The organism is Haloparvum alkalitolerans, assembly GCF_050122995.1.
In the GTDB taxonomy this organism is placed as follows: Archaea; Halobacteriota; Halobacteria; order Halobacteriales; family Haloferacaceae; genus Haloparvum; species Haloparvum alkalitolerans.
The window spans coordinates 12,780-31,804 of record NZ_JBNLIA010000015.1 but is presented as its reverse complement, the minus strand read 5'-3'; the positions used below and the strand labels follow the sequence as shown (position 1 = coordinate 31,804).

At 70.3% G+C, this 19,025-nt stretch carries 15 protein-coding genes; 9 read left to right on the top strand and 6 right to left on the bottom strand.

Features of this window, described 5'->3' with window-relative positions; genetic code table 11:
* Positions 1 to 34: 34 nt before the first annotated feature.
* A complete protein-coding gene (locus tag ACQE3L_RS13745) occupies positions 35 to 1,381 on the bottom strand; it encodes an alkaline phosphatase family protein (RefSeq protein ID WP_426964440.1) in 1,347 nt (448 codons plus the stop codon).
* Between the two features lie 120 nt (positions 1,382 to 1,501).
* Between ACQE3L_RS13745 and ACQE3L_RS13740 the strand changes: the two genes are divergently transcribed.
* Positions 1,502 to 2,473 (top strand): phosphoadenosine phosphosulfate reductase family protein, encoded by a 972-nt coding sequence (locus ACQE3L_RS13740; protein ID WP_426964439.1) that lies wholly within the window; start codon positions 1,502 to 1,504, stop codon positions 2,471 to 2,473.
* 33 nt (positions 2,474 to 2,506) lie between these two features.
* Here ACQE3L_RS13740 and ACQE3L_RS13735 read toward each other — a convergent pair whose 3' ends face one another.
* Entirely contained in the window at positions 2,507 to 3,541 is a 1,035-nt protein-coding gene (locus ACQE3L_RS13735) for a sodium:calcium antiporter (protein WP_426964438.1), read from the bottom strand.
* 165 nt (positions 3,542 to 3,706) lie between these two features.
* Here ACQE3L_RS13735 and ACQE3L_RS13730 point away from each other — a divergent pair, with 165 nt between their 5' ends.
* A complete protein-coding gene (locus ACQE3L_RS13730; RefSeq protein ID WP_058365606.1) occupies positions 3,707 to 4,639 on the top strand; it encodes a sulfide-dependent adenosine diphosphate thiazole synthase in 933 nt (310 codons plus the stop codon).
* Between the two features lie 669 nt (positions 4,640 to 5,308).
* Here ACQE3L_RS13730 and ACQE3L_RS13725 read toward each other — a convergent pair.
* Complete coding sequence (locus ACQE3L_RS13725) at positions 5,309 to 6,226, bottom strand: thiamine-phosphate synthase family protein (protein ID WP_426964437.1); 918 nt, start codon at positions 6,224 to 6,226, stop codon at positions 5,309 to 5,311.
* Positions 6,223 to 6,879, bottom strand: a complete 657-nt coding sequence (gene dcd, locus ACQE3L_RS13720; protein ID WP_426964436.1) for a dCTP deaminase — start codon at positions 6,877 to 6,879, stop codon at positions 6,223 to 6,225. Before dcd ends, ACQE3L_RS13725 begins: the two co-directional genes overlap by 4 nt.
* A gap of 229 nt (positions 6,880 to 7,108) precedes the next feature.
* Between dcd and acs (ACQE3L_RS13715) the strand changes: the two genes are divergently transcribed.
* The 7 genes from acs (ACQE3L_RS13715) (at position 7,109) to ACQE3L_RS13685 (ending at position 16,247) form a co-directional block, all read left to right on the top strand.
* On the top strand, positions 7,109 to 9,052 hold the full coding sequence (gene acs, locus ACQE3L_RS13715) for an acetate--CoA ligase (protein WP_426964435.1): 1,944 nt from the start codon (positions 7,109 to 7,111) through the stop codon (positions 9,050 to 9,052).
* Between the two features lie 258 nt (positions 9,053 to 9,310).
* Positions 9,311 to 11,194, top strand: coding sequence for a bacterio-opsin activator domain-containing protein (locus ACQE3L_RS13710; RefSeq protein ID WP_426964434.1), 1,884 nt, complete (start codon positions 9,311 to 9,313; stop codon positions 11,192 to 11,194).
* A 121-nt stretch (positions 11,195 to 11,315) separates the two neighbouring features.
* A complete protein-coding gene (gene acs / locus ACQE3L_RS13705; RefSeq protein WP_426964433.1) occupies positions 11,316 to 13,307 on the top strand; it encodes an acetate--CoA ligase in 1,992 nt (663 codons plus the stop codon).
* Between the two features lie 59 nt (positions 13,308 to 13,366).
* Complete coding sequence (locus tag ACQE3L_RS13700; RefSeq protein ID WP_426964432.1) at positions 13,367 to 13,768, top strand: DUF4212 domain-containing protein; 402 nt, start codon at positions 13,367 to 13,369, stop codon at positions 13,766 to 13,768.
* On the top strand, positions 13,765 to 15,450 hold the full coding sequence (locus ACQE3L_RS13695) for a sodium:solute symporter family transporter (protein WP_426964431.1): 1,686 nt from the start codon (positions 13,765 to 13,767) through the stop codon (positions 15,448 to 15,450). The genes ACQE3L_RS13700 and ACQE3L_RS13695 overlap by 4 nt, the downstream gene beginning before the upstream one ends.
* Positions 15,450 to 15,908 (top strand): universal stress protein, encoded by a 459-nt coding sequence (locus tag ACQE3L_RS13690; RefSeq protein WP_426964430.1) that lies wholly within the window; start codon positions 15,450 to 15,452, stop codon positions 15,906 to 15,908. The genes ACQE3L_RS13695 and ACQE3L_RS13690 overlap by 1 nt, the downstream gene beginning before the upstream one ends.
* A gap of 105 nt (positions 15,909 to 16,013) precedes the next feature.
* Positions 16,014 to 16,247 (top strand): DUF8119 family protein, encoded by a 234-nt coding sequence (locus tag ACQE3L_RS13685; protein WP_426964429.1) that lies wholly within the window; start codon positions 16,014 to 16,016, stop codon positions 16,245 to 16,247.
* A gap of 20 nt (positions 16,248 to 16,267) precedes the next feature.
* On the opposite strand, the gene ACQE3L_RS13680 is transcribed toward ACQE3L_RS13685, so the two are convergent.
* Together ACQE3L_RS13680 and ACQE3L_RS13675 are read right to left on the bottom strand one after the other, a co-directional pair.
* A complete protein-coding gene (locus tag ACQE3L_RS13680; protein ID WP_426964428.1) occupies positions 16,268 to 16,960 on the bottom strand; it encodes a type I 3-dehydroquinate dehydratase in 693 nt (230 codons plus the stop codon).
* Between the two features lie 666 nt (positions 16,961 to 17,626).
* Positions 17,627 to 19,009, bottom strand: a complete 1,383-nt coding sequence (locus ACQE3L_RS13675; protein ID WP_426964427.1) for a DUF5305 family protein — start codon at positions 19,007 to 19,009, stop codon at positions 17,627 to 17,629.
* Between the last annotated feature and the right edge of the window lie 16 nt (positions 19,010 to 19,025).

Genomic DNA, 19,025 nt, shown 5'->3' with positions numbered 1-19,025 from the left:
CGTCGGGGTCCCGACTGAAAAAGCCGTCCAGTCGTCAGTCCGCGAGCAGGCTCTCGCCGTCGAAGGTCGCGCCCTCTGCGTCGACGTCCAGCAGGTCGAGGATCGTCGGCGTCAGGTCGTAGAGGTTCGCGCCGTCGGCGTCCAGATCCGCGGTCGAGTAGAGGACGGCGTTCTCGAACTTGTGCATCCCGTTGCGCGGTCCGGTCGTGAAGACGGCCTCCTTCTCCGAGAAGGCGGACTTGAGGTCGAAGCCGTCCGCGGGGACGACGACCACGTCGGGCGCGATGTCGTCGCCCGCGCCGTCGAACACTTCCTCGCCCTTCACGATGCGCTTGCAGACCTGCCGGCCGTCCGGGCCGGTCAGCTCCTCCAGGTCGGCGATCAGCTCGTCGCGGACCGCCTCGTACTCCGACTCGGGGACGGAGCCGTTCGCCTCGCGGCCTTCCAGGTTGACGTAGAACCGACCCGGGATCAGCGAGTAGGCGCGCGACTCCTCGTGTACGTCCGCGAGCGAGTCGTGATCGTCGTCCTCGTAGGAGAGCCACCCCTCCTCGGCGAGCCACTCGTTGCAGTTCACCTCGTGGTGGAGCTCGGTGAAGCCGTGGTCCGAGGCGACCACGAGTTCGGTGTCCTCGTCGAGCGAGTCACGAATCTCGCCGATGTAGTCGTCGAGCGTGTCGTAGAAGGCGAGGAAGTCGTCGGCGTGGGGGCCGTCGTCGACGTAGTCACCGAACAGGAAGTGGTTGACGCGGTCGGTGCTCATGTAGACGCCGAAGAACAGGTCCCAGTCGTCCGCCTCGAGGTAGTGGGTGAACGCCTCGTGGCGCGCGTCGAGCGTGGCGTGTGCGTTCTCGACGAACTCGGTCTTGTCCGCCTCGTGGCCGAGCTTCGCGTTCACGTCGATCCGGTAGTCGAACCCGGAGAGCGTCTCCTTCAGGTCGTCGTCGCTCGCGGCCGCGTCCAGCGACGGCGAGAGGAAGCCGGAGACCATCCGCTGGACCCGCGAGGAGGGCGGGAACGTGACGGGGACGTTCATGACCGTCGCGTCGCGGCCGGCGTCGGTGACCCGGTCCCACAGGCGCGTCGCGCGGACGTGCTTGCCCATCGGGACGTACGTCTCGTCGGAGCCGACCTCGCGGTCCTGGAAGCCGTAGACGCCGGTTGCGCCCGGGTTCACGCCCGTCGTCAGCGAGGGCCAGCAGGCGCTCGACTCGGGGGGGACGATGCTCTCCAGCCGGTCGCCGGTTCCCGCCTCGGCGATGGCGGTCAGGTTCTCGAACACGTCCGGGTGCTCCTGAACGAGCTCGTACGGTACGCCGTCGATGCCGAGGAAGACCACGCGTCCCTCGTCGTCGCCGCGCAGCCGGTCGAACAGTCCCATATGGGCCGGAGTCCGCTCGCGGCGCTTGAAACCCTTTCCGTTGCGGCCCCGCTCCGGGATACCGGCGTGCTCGGCGCGAGACAGAAAAGCTATCAACGTCGCGCGGTTTCTCGGAGCCACATGAGCGACGACTTCCCGGCGTACGTCGACGTCGACTACACCGACGGCGAGGGGGAGACCCCCGCGGACTACCCGTCACTCCAGCACAAGATCGAGAAGGCGATCGAGGTGACCCGCGAGGGGCTCGAGCAGTACGAGAACCCCGCCGTCATGTGGACCGGCGGGAAGGACTCGACGCTCACGCTCTACTTCATCAACCAGGTGGCCGAGGAGTTCGGCTACGAGAAGCCGACCGCCGTGTTCATCGACCACTTCCAGCACTTCGACGACATCACCGACTTCGTCGAGCGCTGGGCCGACGAGTGGGACATCGACCTCGTGTACGCCCGCAACGACGACGTGGGCGCGTACGTGGACGAGCACGGCCTCGAACCGGGCGACGACATCCCCGTCGACGCCCTCTCCGAGCACAACCAGCACCACGTCCGGAACATCCTCGAGTACGAGGAGGACACCTTCCCGTTCCTGCTCGACACCTACGTCGGCAACCACCTCCTGAAGACGGTGGCGCTCAACGACGCCCTTGAGGAGTACGACATCGACGGCGTCATCTCCGGCGTCCGCTGGGACGAACAGGAGGCCCGCGCCGACGAGACGTTCTTCTCGCCGCGGCACGACCCCGACCTGTTCCCGCCCCACGACCGCATCCAGCCCATCCTGCAGTTCGCGGAGGCGGACGTGTGGGACGTCTTCTGGAACTACGTCGTCCCGGACACCGTCGAGGCGTTCCCCGAGGACGGCTACGTCCCCGAGTCCGCCGCGGACCTCCCCGAGGGCGTCGACCAGGAAGACGTGCCCATCTCGCCGAAGTACTTCGCCGGGTTCCGCTCGCTCGGCAGCGAGGTCTCCACCGAGAAGACCGAGGAGGAGCCCGCGTGGCTTCAGGACCTCGAGAACACGACCGAGCGCGCCGGCCGCGCCCAGGACAAGGAGGACCTGATGGAGCGCCTGCGCGACCTCGGCTACATGTAACGCTCGGCGAGCCGACCGCGGTCCCGCGTTCTTCTAGACCCCCGGTATCGTGTTCGTCGCGCCGACGGTCTCCGCGACCACCCACGCGACGAACAGTCCGTAGGCGCCGATCAGCGCCCACGACTCGCCGCCCGACAGCGACAGGTCGGTCCGCAACACGGTGAACAGAAGCACCGTCGCCAGCGTCAGCACGGCCAGCATCGGCACCGCGACCGCGAGGTCGACCGGCGCGGCGCCGACGATGAGCACGCCGAGCGGGACCGCCACCAGCAGGTCGAAGGTGTTCGACCCGAGCACGTTGCCGAGACTGGTGACGGCCTTGCCGCTCCGGGCGGCCCGGACGCTGACGAGCGTGTCCGGGAGGCTCGTCGCGGCCGCGAGGATCGTCACGCCCGCGAGGAACGAGGGGACCGAGAACGTGACGCTCAGCGCCTCGACGCTCCCGACGAGCGCCTCGACGGCGATCAGGATGACCGCCAGCCCCGCCGCGAGCGTGAGCCACTCGCGGCCGACGGCGATCCCCGCCGGCGGCTCCCCGGCCTCGTGGTCGCTCACGTCCTGCCACTGGATGAAGAGGTAGAGCCCGTACAGACACAGCGGGACGACCGCGAGTTCGCGCGTGATCGACCCGCCCAGCGGCGGGCCCTCGGGGATCGGTTCGTAGATGACCGCGAACGCGAACGTGACGATGAGCGCCGCGACAGCGACCATGTAGAACTGCGCCTCCTTGTACACCAGCGTGCGGTTGGCGTCGAGCGCGTCGTCGGTCGCGAGCCCCGCGACGCCCGGCACCACGAGGATGTTGAAGATGGCGGAGCCGACGACCGCCCCCACGCCCAGGTCGAAGCTCCCGCCGAGCGCGGCGACGACGACGCTCGCGAGCTCCGGGAAGCTGGAGCCGACCGCGACGACGATCGACCCCTGCACGACGGCGGGCAGCCCGTAGTGCGCCGAGAGGTGCTCCGCGGACGACTCCAGCCAGTCGCTGCCGACCCAGACCGCGCCGCTCGCAAGGAGGATCAGGAGGACGTGTCCGAGCGGCGAGGACGGCGAGAGTCCGAGAACCATCGACGGGTAGTGCGCGGCCGGCCGGCAAAAGCGCCGGGGTCCACGACCTACTGACAAAAGCACCCAGGACCGCGATCCTCCGACAAGCACACCGGGAGTCCCGACCGCTCTCGGAGCCGGTGGAACCACAAGGAATAATACAACCCGAGAATACTACTTGGTTGTATGTTCGAGTTCGACGGCTTCAGCGACGCGGACGAGGCGGCAGTCACTCGCGCGATCGGCGAACAGTGGAGCGAGGAGTTCCTCGACTTCTCCGAGTCCGACGTGATCGTCGTCGGTGGCGGTCCCTCGGGGCTGATGACGGCCAAGGAGCTGGCCGAGCGCGGCGTGAAGACGATGGTCGTCGAGAAGAACAACTACCTCGGCGGCGGCTTCTGGCTCGGCGGGTTCCTGATGAACAAGGTGACCGTCCGCGACCCCGCACAGGAGATCCTCGACGACCTCGGCGTCGACTACGAGCCGGTCGAGGAGACCGAGGGGCTGTTCGTCGCGAACGGGCCGGAGGCCTGCTCGGCGCTGATCAAGGCCGCCTGCGACGCGGGCGCGAAGATCCAGAACATGACCGAGTTCACCGACGTGGTCGTCCGCGAGAACCACCGCGTCGGCGGCATCGTGATGAACTGGACGCCGGTCCACGCGCTCCCGCGGGAGATAACCTGCGTCGACCCCATCGCCGTGGAGTCGGACCTCGTCGTCGACTCGACGGGCCACGACTCGGTCGTGATCAGCAAGCTCGATGAACGCGGGGTCCTCGAAGCGCCCGGCATCCAGCACGCGAAGGAGCACAACACCGGCATGGACGCCACCGAGGACGGCCAGTACGGCGCGCCCGGCCACGACTCGCCCGGCCACGACTCCATGTGGGTCGGCGAGAGCGAGGACGCGGTCGTCGAGCACACCGGCGTCGTCCACGACGGCGTGGTCGCGACGGGGATGGCGGTCGCGACCGCCTACGGCCTCCCGCGGATGGGCCCGACCTTCGGCGCGATGCTCGTCTCCGGAAAGGCGGGCGCGCAGGCCGCGCTGGACGAGTTGGAGGTCGACGCCGGCGACGTGGCGCTCTCCTCGCGGTCGCCCGCGCCCGCGGACGACTGAGCGAACGACTGCAAAAAACGCGTTCCGCGGGCGTGTTCGACGGTCGATCGCTGGGAAGTCGGGTCGTAGGAAGTCGGGTCGTACAGTGGGCGGGCACTTGTCCGACGTGTCTCGACCGCTCCGAAAGCCTCAGTCCGCGTTCGCTACTACGCATCCGGCTCTGGGATAGATCCTGCTGTGCTGGACAGCACCGTCCAGAAAGCCCCAGCCGGCTCTCTGTACGACTCATCTTCTATTTCTGTCGCAGCACTGCTGATCGGGACGGAACCACCCAGAAAGCCCCAGCCGGCTCTCTGTACGACTCATCTTCTATTTCTGTCGCAGCACTGCTGATCGGGACGGAACCACCCAGAAAGCCCCAGCCGGCTCGACCGGCCGCGGCACGCTCTGCGCTCCTCGCTCTCAGCACCGCCCGCTGCGGTGCTTGAGGCGCCGGGGCCGGGTCGAGCCGGCTGCCCCTTTCAGCCCCACCCACCGCCCCGCACCGCAGCCTCACGCCTCCCCAACCTCGGCCGCGGGGCGGGCGCGGAACCGCAACGCACCGCAGCGCGCCCGCCCCGCGACCTCCCTCGCGCGCGTTCCTCGCGCGCGCCACGGTGAGGGTATCGGCACCGTTCGTTCCGGAGTGGTCTCCGATCGGGTCGCTGCGTCGGTATTTTTTGACCGCGATCAGCAGAGCTCGCGGACGATCCGCGCCGCCTCGGGCGCGTCCGGCGCGAGCACGTAGACGATGGGCTCGACGCCGACCGCGCCGGTCTGGTAGAGCACGAGCGCGTCGCTCGCGTCGTCCCCGTCCTCGGCTCCGTACGCGTCGACCGCCTCCCGCACCGCGGCCGCGGTGTCGGCCTCCGCGTCGAACGCGACGGTCGCGTACGCGTCGTCCAGCGCTTCGATCAGCTCCGGGTCGTAGCGGACGTTCACGGCGCCGCGGGCGTCGCTGCCGGCCTCGCGGGCCGCGAGGAGGACGGTCGCGACGTGCTCGCTGACGCCGAACTCGGGCTCGCCGGGGACCATCGCGCGTCCCTTCACGTCCACCAGTCGACCGGGGATCGCGGCCACGTCGTCGATCGTCTCGGCGTCGGGCAGACACTCCACGACGTTGGCGCCGACGTTCGGGATGAGCGCGGCGAAGCCGGAGGCGTTCGTGAGCGTGCGGAGGCCGCGCCGCACCGAGGCGAGCACGCGCTCGCGCTCGCGGAGCCCGCTCTCGGGGTCGTGGACCGAGAAGTCGACGTCCGCGTCCCGTAGTTCGGGCATCGCCGCCTCGTGGAGCTCCGCGAGCAGGTCGCCCTCCTCCAGCCGCCGGATCAGCACCTCGATCTCCACGAGCGCGGCGACGCGGCTCATGTCGCCCGATGCCAGCCCCTCGCCGACGCGGTCGACGAGGTCCTGTACGCGCGCGTCCGCGACCACGCGCTCGTGGCGCGCCACGTCGCCGTGCGCGTACTTCGAGACCGCCGACTGCGAGATGCCGAGCGCGTCCGCGACCTCGTGCTGTGTGAAGCCGCGGTCGCGGAGGTCCTCGGCGAGCATCGCCCGCACCGTCGGCAGGAACTCCTCGACGATGACCTCCTCGATGAACTTCACGCCCCGTCACCTCGCGCGTCGTCGTCCGCCGGTCGCTCCGCCTCGTCGGCGGGCGTCCCGCGGACCTCCGCCTCGCCCGCGAACTCCGGGTCGTCGCCGATGCGGGACGCCTGCGGGCCCTTCTGTCCCTGGTACTTCGAGCCGCGCTCCTCGCCGTAGGGGCGCTCGGCCGGCGTCGAGAGCTCCGTGAACGTGAGCTGCGAGACGCGCATCCCGGGCGAGAGCGCGACCGGCGCGGTGCCGAGGTTCGAGAGTTCGAGGGTTATCTGCCCCTCGTAGCCGGGGTCACACAGGCCCGCCGTGGCGTGGACCACGACCGCGAGCCGGCCGAGCGAGGAGCGCCCCTCGACGTGGGCCACGAGGTCGTCCGGGATGGCGACGCGCTCGGCCGTCGTGCCGAGCACGAAGTCGCCCGGGTGGAGGATGAAGTCCTCGCCGTTCGGGACGTGCGTCTCGGTGACGTAGTCGCCGACCTCGTCGGCCTCGGTGGGATGGATACAGGGGATGTTCGTCCGCTGAAACTCCAGGAACTCCTCGCCGAGCCGGAGGTCCACGCTCGCGGGCTGGACCTGCTGGTCGACGTCGTCGAGGGGCTCGATCTCGAGGTCGCCGGCCTCGAGGCGCCGCAGGATGTCGGCGTCCGACAGGATCATGTCCACACAACCGCGGCCGCGGACGTAAAAGCTCACGAATCCCGACCGCGACCGGTCGCGCCGTCGACGGCCGCGAACTCGACGGATCCTGTGGCGAGCCCCGTCGGAACGGCGGCGGGGAATCAGCAGAACCTGCGGCAGGAAACCGGCAGAATCTGCGGCGGGGAACCGACAGCATGCGCGCCGATCACGGGCAAGATATACGTTACCGCGACCCGGAAGCGAGAGCATGAACGACCGCGCCGGCGGGACGCCCGCGGCGGGCGAGGGCCGGGTCGAACCGCCCGAGCCGTTCGTGGCGTCGGCAAACGTCGCCGACTCGGCGATACACGACCGGTTCGCCGCCGAGTGGCCCGACTGCTGGGAGCGGGCCGCCGCCATCCTCGACTGGGAGGCGCCCTACGACCGCGTGCTCGACGACGCGGACGCGCCCTTCTACGAGTGGTTCCCCGGCGGCGAGTTGAACGCGAGCGCCAACTGCCTCGACAGACACCTCGACGACCGGAAGAACCAGGTGGCGATACAGTGGGTCGGCAAGCGCGGCGAGCGCCGGACCTACACCTACCTCGACCTCCACCGGGAGGTGAACGCGCTCGCCGCGGCGCTCCGCGAGCGCGGGGTCGGGGAGGACGACGTGGTGACGCTGTACCTGCCGATGATCCCCGAGCTCCCGGTCGCGATGTTGGCCTGCGCCCGGCTCGGGGCGCCGCACAACGTCGTCTTCGCGGGGCTGTCCGCGGAGGCGCTCGCGACGCGGCTCGACGCGGCCGACTCCGGGTACCTGATCACCTGCGACGGCTACTACCGGCGGGAGGACGCGTTCAACCAGAAGGGGAAGGCGGACAACGCGCGCCTCCGGCTCGACGAGGACCTTGAGGCGACCGTGGTCGTGGACCGGCTCGGCGACGAGCTCCCGACGCACCTCGGCGCGGACGAGTACGACTACGAGGCCCTCATCGACGCTCACGACGGCGAGACGGTCGAGCCGGTTCCCCGGGACGCGACGGACCTGCTGTTCGTGATGTACACCTCCGGGACCACCGGCCAGCCGAAGGGGGTCGAGCACGCGACCGGCGGCTACCTCGCACACGTCGCCTGGTCCACGCGGGCGGTGCTGGACGTCAAGCCCGAGGACACCCACTGGTGTGCCGCGGACATCGGCTGGATCACGGGCCACTCCTACGGCGTCTACGGCCCGCTCGCGCTCGGCGCGACGACACTGATCTACGAGGGCACGCCCGACTACCCCGACCGCGACCGCGTCTGGGAGCTCATCGAGCGCAACGCGGTCGACGTGTTCTACACCTCGCCGACCGCCATCCGCTCGTTCATGACGTGGGGCGCGGAGTACCCCGACGCGCACGACCTCTCCAGCCTGCGGCTGCTCGGCACGGTCGGCGAGGCGATCTCGCCGCGCGCGTGGGAGTGGTACCACGAACACGTCGGCGGCGGCGAGGTGCCCATCGTCGACACGTGGTGGCAGACGGAGACGGGCGCCACCATGGTCGCCACGCTGCCGGGGGTCGACGACATGAAGCCGGGGAAGGTCGGGCCGCCCCTGCCGGGGATCGACGCCCGCGTCGTCGACGAGCGCAACGAGCCGGTCGAGCCGAACCAGCCGGGCTACCTCGTGGTCGGCAAGCCGTGGCCGGGGATGTGCACCGGGCTCCGCGGCGGCGACGAGCGCTACGTCGAGGAGTACTGGGAGGAGACCGACGACGGGTGGTGCTACCGGACCGGCGACGGCGCCGCGGTCGACGAGGAGGGCTACGTCTCGATCCTCGGCCGGGTCGAGGACGTGGTCCGCGTCTCGAGCCAGCAGCTCAACGTCGCGGAGCTGGAGGCCGCCGTCGTCGAGGTCGAGGGGGTCACCGAGGCGGCGGTCGTCGGCTCCGCCGACGCCGGCATCCTCGTGTACGCGACCACCCGAGGCGAGGCGCCGTCCGACGAGGACCTCCGGAAGCGGATCGGCGACGAACTCGCCGACCGGGTGGGGGAGATCGCTCGCCCCGACGCGGTCGTGCTCACCTCGGACCTCCCGAAGACCCGGTCCGGAAAGGTCATGCGCCGGCTGCTGGAGGACATCGCCCAGGGCGAGGAGTTCGGCGACATCAGCGCGCTCCGGAACCCCGAGGTGGTCGGCGAGATCGCCTCGGCCGTCCGCGAGGAGTGACGTTTCGCTATTTCTACTGAACCCGAAATATGTCGGGCGTCGCGGCCGGCGAGCGTCGCGAGCGCCCCTCGAACGGTCCGCTCCGTTCGTCCGGGCCGAAAGACCCGTCCGTGCAGGTCGAGTGTCCCGTCCGTCCGGGCGGGGAGTCCCGTCCGACCGAATCGGGCGTGCCGCGCTCCGACCGGGTCCCGCCGGAACGGCGGCGCGGTCCGTCGGCGACAGTTTTTTGCTTCGGCTTTTAGATCTCTTACGAAACGCATGGCGCCCGACGCCTTGACGCCCGACGAGTACGCGACCTTCCGCGAGGCGGCCGCCACCGATCGGTCCGACCTGGTGGTCCGTCTCGCGGGGGAGGCGGGACTGCGGACCTCGGAGGTCCCGCGCGTGTGTCCGTCCGACATCGGGCCCGCAGATGAGGCCGGGCCCGCAGACGAGGCGGTCGAGCCGAACGCGGGGGACACCGCGGCCGGCGGTGCGACGACCGACGCGTTCGACGCCCGAGTGCTGACCGTACTGGACGGCGACGGCGGGCCCGACAGGCGCGTCGTCGTCCCCGACTCGCTCGCGGCCGCGGCGGAGCGGTACGCCGCCGAGCGCGGGGTCGCTGCCGAGGAACCGCTGGTAGACCTCTCGCCGCGCCGGATCCAGATGCTCGTCGCGGAGGTGGGCGACCGCGCCGCCGAGCGGACGGGGCGAGACCGGTTCCGAGAGGTGACCCCGCGCACGCTCCGCGGCACCTTCGCCCGCCGCCTCCTCGTCGAGGAGGAAGTCGACCCCCGGATCGTCCGGGCGGTCGGCGGATGGGAGACGCTCGACGCGCTCGAGCCGCATCTGACGGAGCCCTCGGAGACGGCCGTGGTCGCGGCGCTCGCGGGCGACCGGCCGACCGACGGCGCGCACGCGATCGAGGGTGGATCGGCCAAGGATGGATCGTCCGAGGGTGGATCGGCCGAGGGTGGATCGGTCGGGGATGAAGCCGTCCGCGACGAGGGCGGGTCCGACGCGGGACCCGAGTGGTTCGCGGCCGCCGTCGCGGCGGTGGTCGACGCGGACGACCGTCCCGACCTGCTGTCCGGCGTGCCGGCGGCGCTGGCGGCCGACCGGCGGTGGGAGGCGGCGTGGACGGCCACGCGCGAAGGTCGGCAGGGAACGCTCTCCGTCGCCGCCGCCGCGGGAGAGGCGGCCCCGCTCGACGCGGTCCGCGAGTCCGGCGGCGGGGACGGGGGACGCGGCGGGAGCGGGCTCGCCTGGAGCGCGGCGCTCGACCGCGGCGAACCGGTCGCGGGCACCATCGAGGCGGAGGGCTCGGAGCGCCCGGCGCTCGCGGTCCCGCTGGCGTACGCGGGGGCGACCGACGGCGTCTGCTGTGTGGTCGCGGCGGACGACCCGCCGACCGACCGGGAGCGGCGCGCGGTGGAGCTTCTCGGCCGCGTCGCGGGGCGCGGACTGACGGCGCTTCGCTGGCGCGACCTGCTCCACTCCGACGCGGTGTTGCGGCTGGAGTTCCGCACGAGCGACGCGCGCGCGTTCCTCCCGGCGCTCACCGACCGGCTCGACTGCACCGTCGAACTGGAGTCGACGGTCGTCGTCTCCGACGCGGAACTGCTCTGTTACCTCTCGGTCGAGGGCGCCCGCCCGCCCGCGGTCGCGGAGGTGGTCGACGCCGTCCGCGGGATCGCCGAGCCGCGGGTCGTCGAGACGCGCGAGGACGGCTGTCGGCTCTCGGTCGTCGTCTCGGGGGGGTCGCCCGTCCGCGCGCTCACGCGCCGCGGGGCGACCATCGCGGAGGCGACCGCGGAGGAGGGCCGGCTCCGGGTCGTCGCGGAGGTGCCTGCGGGCACGGAGGTCGGCCCCATCGCGGACGGGCTCCGCGCGTCGTTCCCGGACGCGCGGCTCGTCGGCCGGCAGGTGGTGGACGCGCCGCCGACCACGGGGGCACAGCTCCGCGAGACGGTCGCGGAGCGGTTCACCGACCGCCAGCGCACGGCGCTGGAGGCCGCCTACGAGAGCGGCTACTTCGACTGGCCGCGGGACAGCACCGCCGAGGAGGTCGCCGACGCGATGGGCGTCTCCTCGCCCACGTTCCACAATCACCTCCGGAAGGCCCAGCGGGAGCTGCTCGAGGCGGTCTTCGAGCGATAGGGCGCTCGAGGGCGGCGTTCTCCCCGTCTCCGGCCGGCGTTTCTCACGCGCCGCTCGGAGCGTATTTTTGATAATTAGATACGGGGCTTATTACCCATGATCTGTAGTGTACGACCGTCCCATGACAGAGGGTGACGCGGAACTCGAAGCGCGACTGGCAGAACAGGAGGTGTTCGAACCGCCCGAGTCGTTCGTCGAGCAGGCGAACGTCTCGGACCCGGGCATCTACGAGGAGTTCGAGGAGAACTGGCCGGCCTGTTGGGAGGGCGCAGCCGACCTCCTCGACTGGTACGAGGAGTACGACCAGGTCCTCGACGACAGCGACCCGCCGTTCTACGAGTGGTTCACCGACGGGAAGCTGAACGCCTCGGCCAACTGTCTCGACCGGCACCTCGACGAGCGCGGCGACGAGGCGGCCATCGAGTGGGTCGGCGAGCCGGTCGACGAGGACGACCGGACCTACACCTACGAGGAGCTCCACCGCGAGGTGAACGAGTTCGCGGCCGCGCTCCGCGACATCGGCGTCGGCGAGGACGACGTGGTGACGCTGTACATGCCGATGATCCCGGAGCTGCCGGTCGCGATGTTGGCCTGCGCCCGGATCGGCGCGCCCCACAGCGTCGTCTTCGCGGGCTTCTCCGCGGACGCGCTCGCGACCCGGATGAACGCGGCCGACTCCGAGTACCTCGTCACCTGCGACGGCTACTACCGCCGCGGCGACCCCCTCGACCACCTCGAGAAGGCCGAGGAGGGGCTCTCGGGCGTCGACCACGAGACCACGACGGTCGTGGTCGACCGCCTCGGCCCGAACGGCGACGACTTCGGCCGCGACCTCGGCGACAAGCACGACTACGGCGACCTCGTGGCCGCCCACGCGGGCGCCGAGGTCGAGCCGGTCGTCCGCGACGCCGAGGACATGCTGTTCCTGATGTACACCTCGGGGACCACGGGCAAGCCGAAGGGGGTCAAACACACCACCGGCGGCTACCTCGCGTGGGCCAGTTGGACCTCCCAGTCCGTCCTCGACATCAAGCCCGAGGACACGTACTTCTGCTCGGCCGACATCGGCTGGATCACGGGCCACTCCTACATCGTCTACGGGCCGCTCGCGCTCGGGACGACGACGATGATGTACGAGGGGACGCCCGACCACCCGGACCGCGACCGGCTGTGGGAGATCGTCGAGGAGTACGAGGCGACCCAGCTGTACACCGCGCCGACCGCGATCCGCGCGTTCATGAAGTGGGGGTCGGAGTACCCCGACGCTCACGACCTCTCGAGCCTGCGGCTGCTCGGCACCGTCGGGGAGCCGATCAACCCGCGCGCGTGGAAGTGGTACTACAAGCACATCGGCGATGAGGAGTGTCCCATCGTGGACACGTGGTGGCAGACGGAGACCGGCGGGATGATGGTCACGACGCTCCCGGGCGTCGGCGACATGAAGCCCGGATCGGCCGGACCGCCGCTCCCGGGCGTCGACGTACGGATCGTCGACACCCAGGGCGATGAAGTCGAAGCGGGACGCGCCGGCTACCTCACGGTCGACAAACCGTGGCCCGGCATGCTCCGGACGCTGTACAACAACGACGAGCGCTACATCGAGGAGTACTGGGCCGAGTACTCCGACCTCGACAGCGACGACCCCGACGACTGGGTCTACTTCCCGGAGGACGGGGCGAAGATCGACGAGGACGGCTACATCACCGTCCTCGGCCGCGTCGACGACGTGATCAACGTCTCCGGCCACCGGCTGGGGACGATGGAGATCGAGTCGGCCATCGTCGGCGTCGAGGGCGTCGCCGAGGCCGCGGTCGTCGGCGGCCACCACGACATCAAGGGCGAGGCGGTGTACGCCTACGTCATCACCGAGGAGGGCTACGAGGAGGACGACGCGCTGCGCGAGCGGATCGTCGCGGGCGTCGAGGACGCCATCGGCCCCATCGCCCGCCCCGAGCAGGTCGTGTTCACGCCCGACCTGCCGAAGACGCGGTCGGGGAAGATCATGCGTCGCCTGCTGGAGAACATCGCGGACGGCGAGGAGCTGGGGAACACCAGCACGCTCCGGAACCCGGAGATCGTCGAGGAGATCCAGCAGAAAGCGGGCGGCGACTGACCGACCACACCGTTTTTCGAACCGTACCGAGCGACGAACGACCCACACTCACACGCGATATGACAGACAATAGCTCACACGACACGGCCGAGGACGGGCCCCGAACCGACGGGGGCGTCGCCTCGGGTGCGGCACAGAAGCATCGAGAGACGGACTATCTGGGGTCGGAGGTGAACCTCCTCAACCCGAGTACGCCGTACATGCGCGAGCACCTCCGGATCGTCTGGACGGGGTTCGCCATCTGGGCGGTCGTGGTCTTCGGCCCGGTGACGGCCACGTACCTGGCGCCCGGCGCCATGTCGACGGCGATGCCGATCATCGGCTTCCCGCTCCACTACTTCCTCATCGCCATCGGCGCGCCCGGCGGCGCGCTGATCCTGTCGGCCTGGTACGCCAGGCGACGCGACGAGCTCGACGAGAAGTACGGCATCGACCACGACGTCACGGGCGGTGACGCATGACGCTCGCCGCGACGCTGCTCCAGAGCGAGCTGCTTCCGGAGGGGCTCAACGTCTCGTTCAAGCTCCTCCCGGCGCTGCTCGTCATCGGCATGCTCCTGATCTTCCTCGCGATCGGCTTCGTCTTCCGCGTGGCCGACACCGAGAACATGTGGGTCGCCGGCCGCTCCATCGGTAACCTGGAGAACGGCATGGCGATCGGCGCCAACTGGATGTCCGCCGCGTCGTACCTCGGGATGGCCGCGCTGATCGCGACGGCCGGCGTGTACGGGCTCGCGTTCGTCGTCGGCTGGACGACGGGCTACTTCATCCTGCTCATCTTCCTCGCCGCGCAGCTGCGGCGCTTCGGGAAGTACACGGCGCCGGACTTCGTCGGCGACCGCTTCAACTCCGACACCGCACGCGCCATCGGCGCGGTCACGACGTTCCTCATCGGGTTCGTCTACGCGATCGGCCAGGCGCGCGGGATGGGCCTCGTCGGGCTGTACATCTTCGGAGACCTCGGCTTCTGGGGGCTCAGCGGCTACCAGGCGATGGTGATCATCATGATGACCATCACCGTGGGCTACCTGACCCTCTCGGGGATGCTGGGCGCGACCAAGAACATGGCCGTCCAGTACGTCATCCTCATCGTCGCGTTCGTCGCCGGGCTGTACGCGGTCGGCTTCACGAACGACTACTCGACGATCCTCCCGCAGATCGAGTACGGCGCGCTGATAGCCGACCTGAGCACCGAGTTCTCCGAACCGTTCGTCAACGCGAGCTACTACCTCTGGATCGCGACGGCGTTCTCGCTCGTCGTCGGCACCTGCGGGCTCCCGCACGTGCTAGTCCGCTTCTACACGGTGGAAAACGAGCGGACGGCCCGCTGGTCCACCGTCTGGGGCCTCTTCTTCATCTGCATCCTCTACTTCAGCGCGCCGGCGTTCGCGGCGTTCGGGACGGACCTGTACGCGCGGAACATCGGCGCGGTGTACGGTGACCCCGGCATGACGACCGAGGCGGCCGACGTGATCGTCGTGTTGGCCGCACAGCTCTCGAACCTGCCCGAGTGGTTCGTCGGCCTGGTCGCGGCGGGCGGTATCGCCGCCGCAATCGCGACGACCGCGGGCCTGTTCATCGCCGGCTCCTCGGCGATCTCTCACGACATCTACACCAACATCGTCAACCCCGACGCGACGCAGCGCCAGCAGGTGCTCGTCGGCCGCCTCAGCATCGTCGCGCTGGGCGTCCTGACGACGCTGGCGGCGCTCGACCCCGCGGCGCCCATCGCCGCGCTGGTGTCGTACGCCTTCTCGCTCGCGGGCGCGGTGCTCTTCCCGATGTTCTTCCTCGGCATGTGGTGGGAGAACACGAACCGTGAGGGCGCGCTCGCCGGCATGACGACCGGGCTGGTCATCTGGTTCATCCCGATGATCAACGAGGTCGTCCCGACGTACACGAGCGCGCTCGAAGCGCCGCTGAACGGTGCGCTCGCGACGTGGATGCCTGCCATCGGCTCGGCGCTCATCGCCGTGCCCATCGTCTTCGCCGTCACCATCGGGGTGTCGCTGATGACTGACGAGCCGCCGCTGGAGACGAAGAAGATCGTTCGGCAGTGTCACAGCCCCGAGCCGATGAGCCAGCAGCAGACCGCGGAGGACGTGGTCGCGACCGACGGCGGCGAAACCGAAGGTGACGACTGATGTACGAGCGAATCCTGATTCCCACGGACGGTAGCGAGGTGGCAGAGGCCGCGGTCGATCACGCGCTGGACCTCGCGGAGCGGTACGACGCCGAGGTCCACGCGCTGTACGTGGTCGACATCGACTCGATCAACCTCGGCCTCGGCACCGAGCAGGTCGACCGGCTCAAGCAGGGCCGGTTCGACGAAATGGAGGAGGTGAAACAGCGGTCGGACGAGGCGACCGGCGCCGTGGCCGACCGCGCCGCCGAGCGCGGGATCGACGTGGTCGAACACGTCTCGGCCGGCCGCCCGCACAAACTCATCGGCGACTACGCCGAGAACCACGACATCGACATGATCGTGATGGGGAGCCACGGCCGCGCCGGCGTCAAGCGCGCGCTGTTGGGCAGCGTCACCGAGCGGACGCTCCGGTCGACGCACGTCCCCGTCCTCGTGGTCGACTACGAGGAGGAGTAAGCTTCAGGTGGGTCGCCCACGACACCCTCCCGTGAGCGATCCCACGCCGACGCACCGACGGACGACGACTTTTTTGCCGCACCGACGGCCGCGGAGGGCCCGCCGATGAGCCTCGGCGACCGCATCCGGAGCCACGTCCGCGACAACCCGACCGGCATGGTCCACGACCTGCTGTTCGCGGTCGCGTGGGTCGCGTTCGTGACGGTACTGACGAGCACCGTGTTCACGAGCGCGCCCCGCTGGGCGTACTACCTGTTCATGCTCGCGGGGATCCCGGCGTACTTCGGCTTCTTCATCTCGCTGGAGATCGCCAAAGAGCAGCAGGCGGCCCGGGACTGACCCGCGCCGCGGTCTCTACCTCACTCGCCGACGAGCCCGTCGACGAGTTCGCGAAGCTCCGCGAGCGGGTACTGGCCGGGGGCGGTCGCCTCGGCGGCGTCGACCGGCGCGTAGCCGATCCGCGAGCCGTACACGGGCGCGACCGCGCGGGTGTGTCTGCCCGGTTCGCCCATGCACATCGTCGCGACGACGTGACCCGCTTCGGTCGCGCGGTGGGTCGCCTCCAACATCGCCAGCGCGTCCGCGCGCACCTCCGCGGTCGTCGCCAGCTTCGCCACGTCGCCCGCCGCGGCGGCGTCGGCAAGCAGCTCCGCGAGCGCGTCCGCCGGCGGCGTGGACGCGAAGTCGTGGACCGACGCGATCACGTCCGCGCCCTCCTCGCGGGCCGTCTCCCGGAGCGCGCGGGCGTGTTCGGGCTCCCCCTCGGGCGCGGTGCCGTCGAGCGCGGCCAACTCGATGTCGACCGCCCGGACGGCGTCGACGGCGGCCGCGGCCGCGAGGTCGTCGAGCCGGTTGGGGCCCGCCGCCTCGCCGCCTTCCCACGACGCGCGGTTCGTGGCGACCACCGGGAGCTCGCCGTCGTAGTCGTCGAGCGCCGAGAGCGGGTCGTCCGCCAGGTCCATCCGGAACTCCACCGCGTCCGCGTCCTCGCGCGCGGCCGGCTCCTCCGACAGGTCGGCGGTGCTCGCCGCCAGCACGAACTCCTCGAACATGTCTCCCCCTGCGCCCGCGACCGACTTGAGCGTTCCCGCCGCGGCGCCGCCGTTCACGAAGTCGATCACGGTGCTCCAGGGAGGCTTTCGAAGGTCTCAGAAGGAGTAGTGACTGGGACGGTCGGATCGTGGGGATACTCTCCCGTTCGAGAGCTTACCGACTCTCTGGACGACGGGTTTTCTGTTTCTGTTTCTGTGGCCGAGCCTGCTGCTGGGGGCAGCAACACTCAGAGAGTCCCTGCCGGCTCTCAGTACGACGCTTTTGTGACTGCTGTAGATCCTGCTGATCGCGACAGTACCACCCAGAAAGCCCCACCCACCGCACAGCACCGCCTCGCACAGCACCGCCCCGCACAGCACCGCTCCGCCCAGCACCGCGACCGCACCGCAGCCTCACACCTCCCCAACCTCGGCGGCCGCGCGGCCGCGAAACCGCACAGCAGGCGGCCGCGCCGCCACCTCCACCGAAAATCGGAGATTTTCGAGCAGCCAGCGTGCAGTAGCGCGCCGGAAATCGGAGATTTTCGAGCCGCCGTTCGCTCCCCACCGCGCTCACGGCGACGCCGGCGACCTCGCGCGCGTTTCTCGCGCGTTCCGACCGCCCCAGCACCGCTGGGATCGCTGAACGGACAGCCGGCGCCGAACTCTGGGCATATTTCTGTCCTCTTAGCGGTCCGGGAACACGAAGGCGTCCGCGTCCTCGGCCGATCCCTCCTCGGAGCGCTCGTCGGGCTCGGCACCCGACTCTCCCTCCGACGTGGCGCCGGACCGAGGCGTCTCGTCTGTCCGTGCACCGGTCTCCTCGGCGCTCGCGTCATCGTCGGAGTCCTCCCCGTCACCCATGCCGCCCTGCAGGAACCGTTCGATCCGATCGGTCCCCGCTCCGGTCGAGGGGTCCGTCGCGGCCTCGTCATCCGGCTCCGGTGTCTCGGCGGCCGCAACGGTCTCTTCGCGGTCGGTCGCCACGGTCTCTTCGCGGTCGACCGCCGCCGGCGCCGTGGTCGCGCGGCCGTCCCGCGCGTACGTGTAGGCGATGCCGTCGACCGTCACGACGTAGTGGCCGGTCGTGGGGTCGTGGATGACGCGCCGGTTCGAGTCGATAGCGATGTCGACGAGGTCCGCCAGCGAGGCGACGGGGACGCGCGCGTCGGCGTCGGCGACGTCGACGTTCGCCGTCGAGATCCACTCCGCGAACCGAAGCCGCTCCAGTTCCCGGCTGATCGCCCGTGGGTCCGGCTCCCGGCGGCGTTCGAGTCCGGCAAGTGCGGCGCCGACGAGTGCGAGCAGCCCGATTCCGAGCGACCAACTCGCGGTCGTCGGAACGATGACCGTCTCGCCGGCGACGCTCATGACCGTTGTCCGACCCGGGTCCGGTCGCGAGGTCGGGACCGTCTCGGTCGTCCGAACCGGACCGCCGAGATCACCGGTCAGCCGATAGGAGCTCTGTGAGACGCGCAGCTCCACGGCCTCCGTCCGCTCGTTCGTCTCCCCGTCGACCCGGTACGTGAGGTCGTGACGCAGGTAGGCGTGGACGGTCGCCGCGCCGCCGACTTCGTCGATCACCTCGGCGAGTCGTGCGTCGACCTGGTCGATGTCGACGGTCGTCCGGACGGTCGTGGGCGAGTCGCCGGTCGAGGCGTTCGCGGCGAGCGGGACCGTCTCCGACCAGATCGACTCGCCGTCCCGCTCGGCGCGGTAGACGAGCGCGAGCCGCTGGTCCACTTCGTCGGCACCGTCCGGCCGCGCGGTCGTCCGCACGGTGAGGTTCGGCGTGGCGCTTCGGAGGTACACCGACCGGTCCCGCAGTCGCGTCCCGTCCTCGTACAGCGTCGTCTCCCCGGTGACGACCGCGCTCGTCTCGCCGTCCACGTCGAGGACCGTCGTGGAGCGCTCCTCCGAGGAGTCGATCATCGGCGGGGACGCGAGCGAGACCGCGGCGACCCCGATTCCGACCGCCGCGATCACGAGGAAACCGACGACGAGCGCTCGGCCGTGCCGTCCGACGAGCCGACGCCATCGGAGGACCCCGACTCGCGTCCAGTCGGTCACGGTACCCCACCCGGTT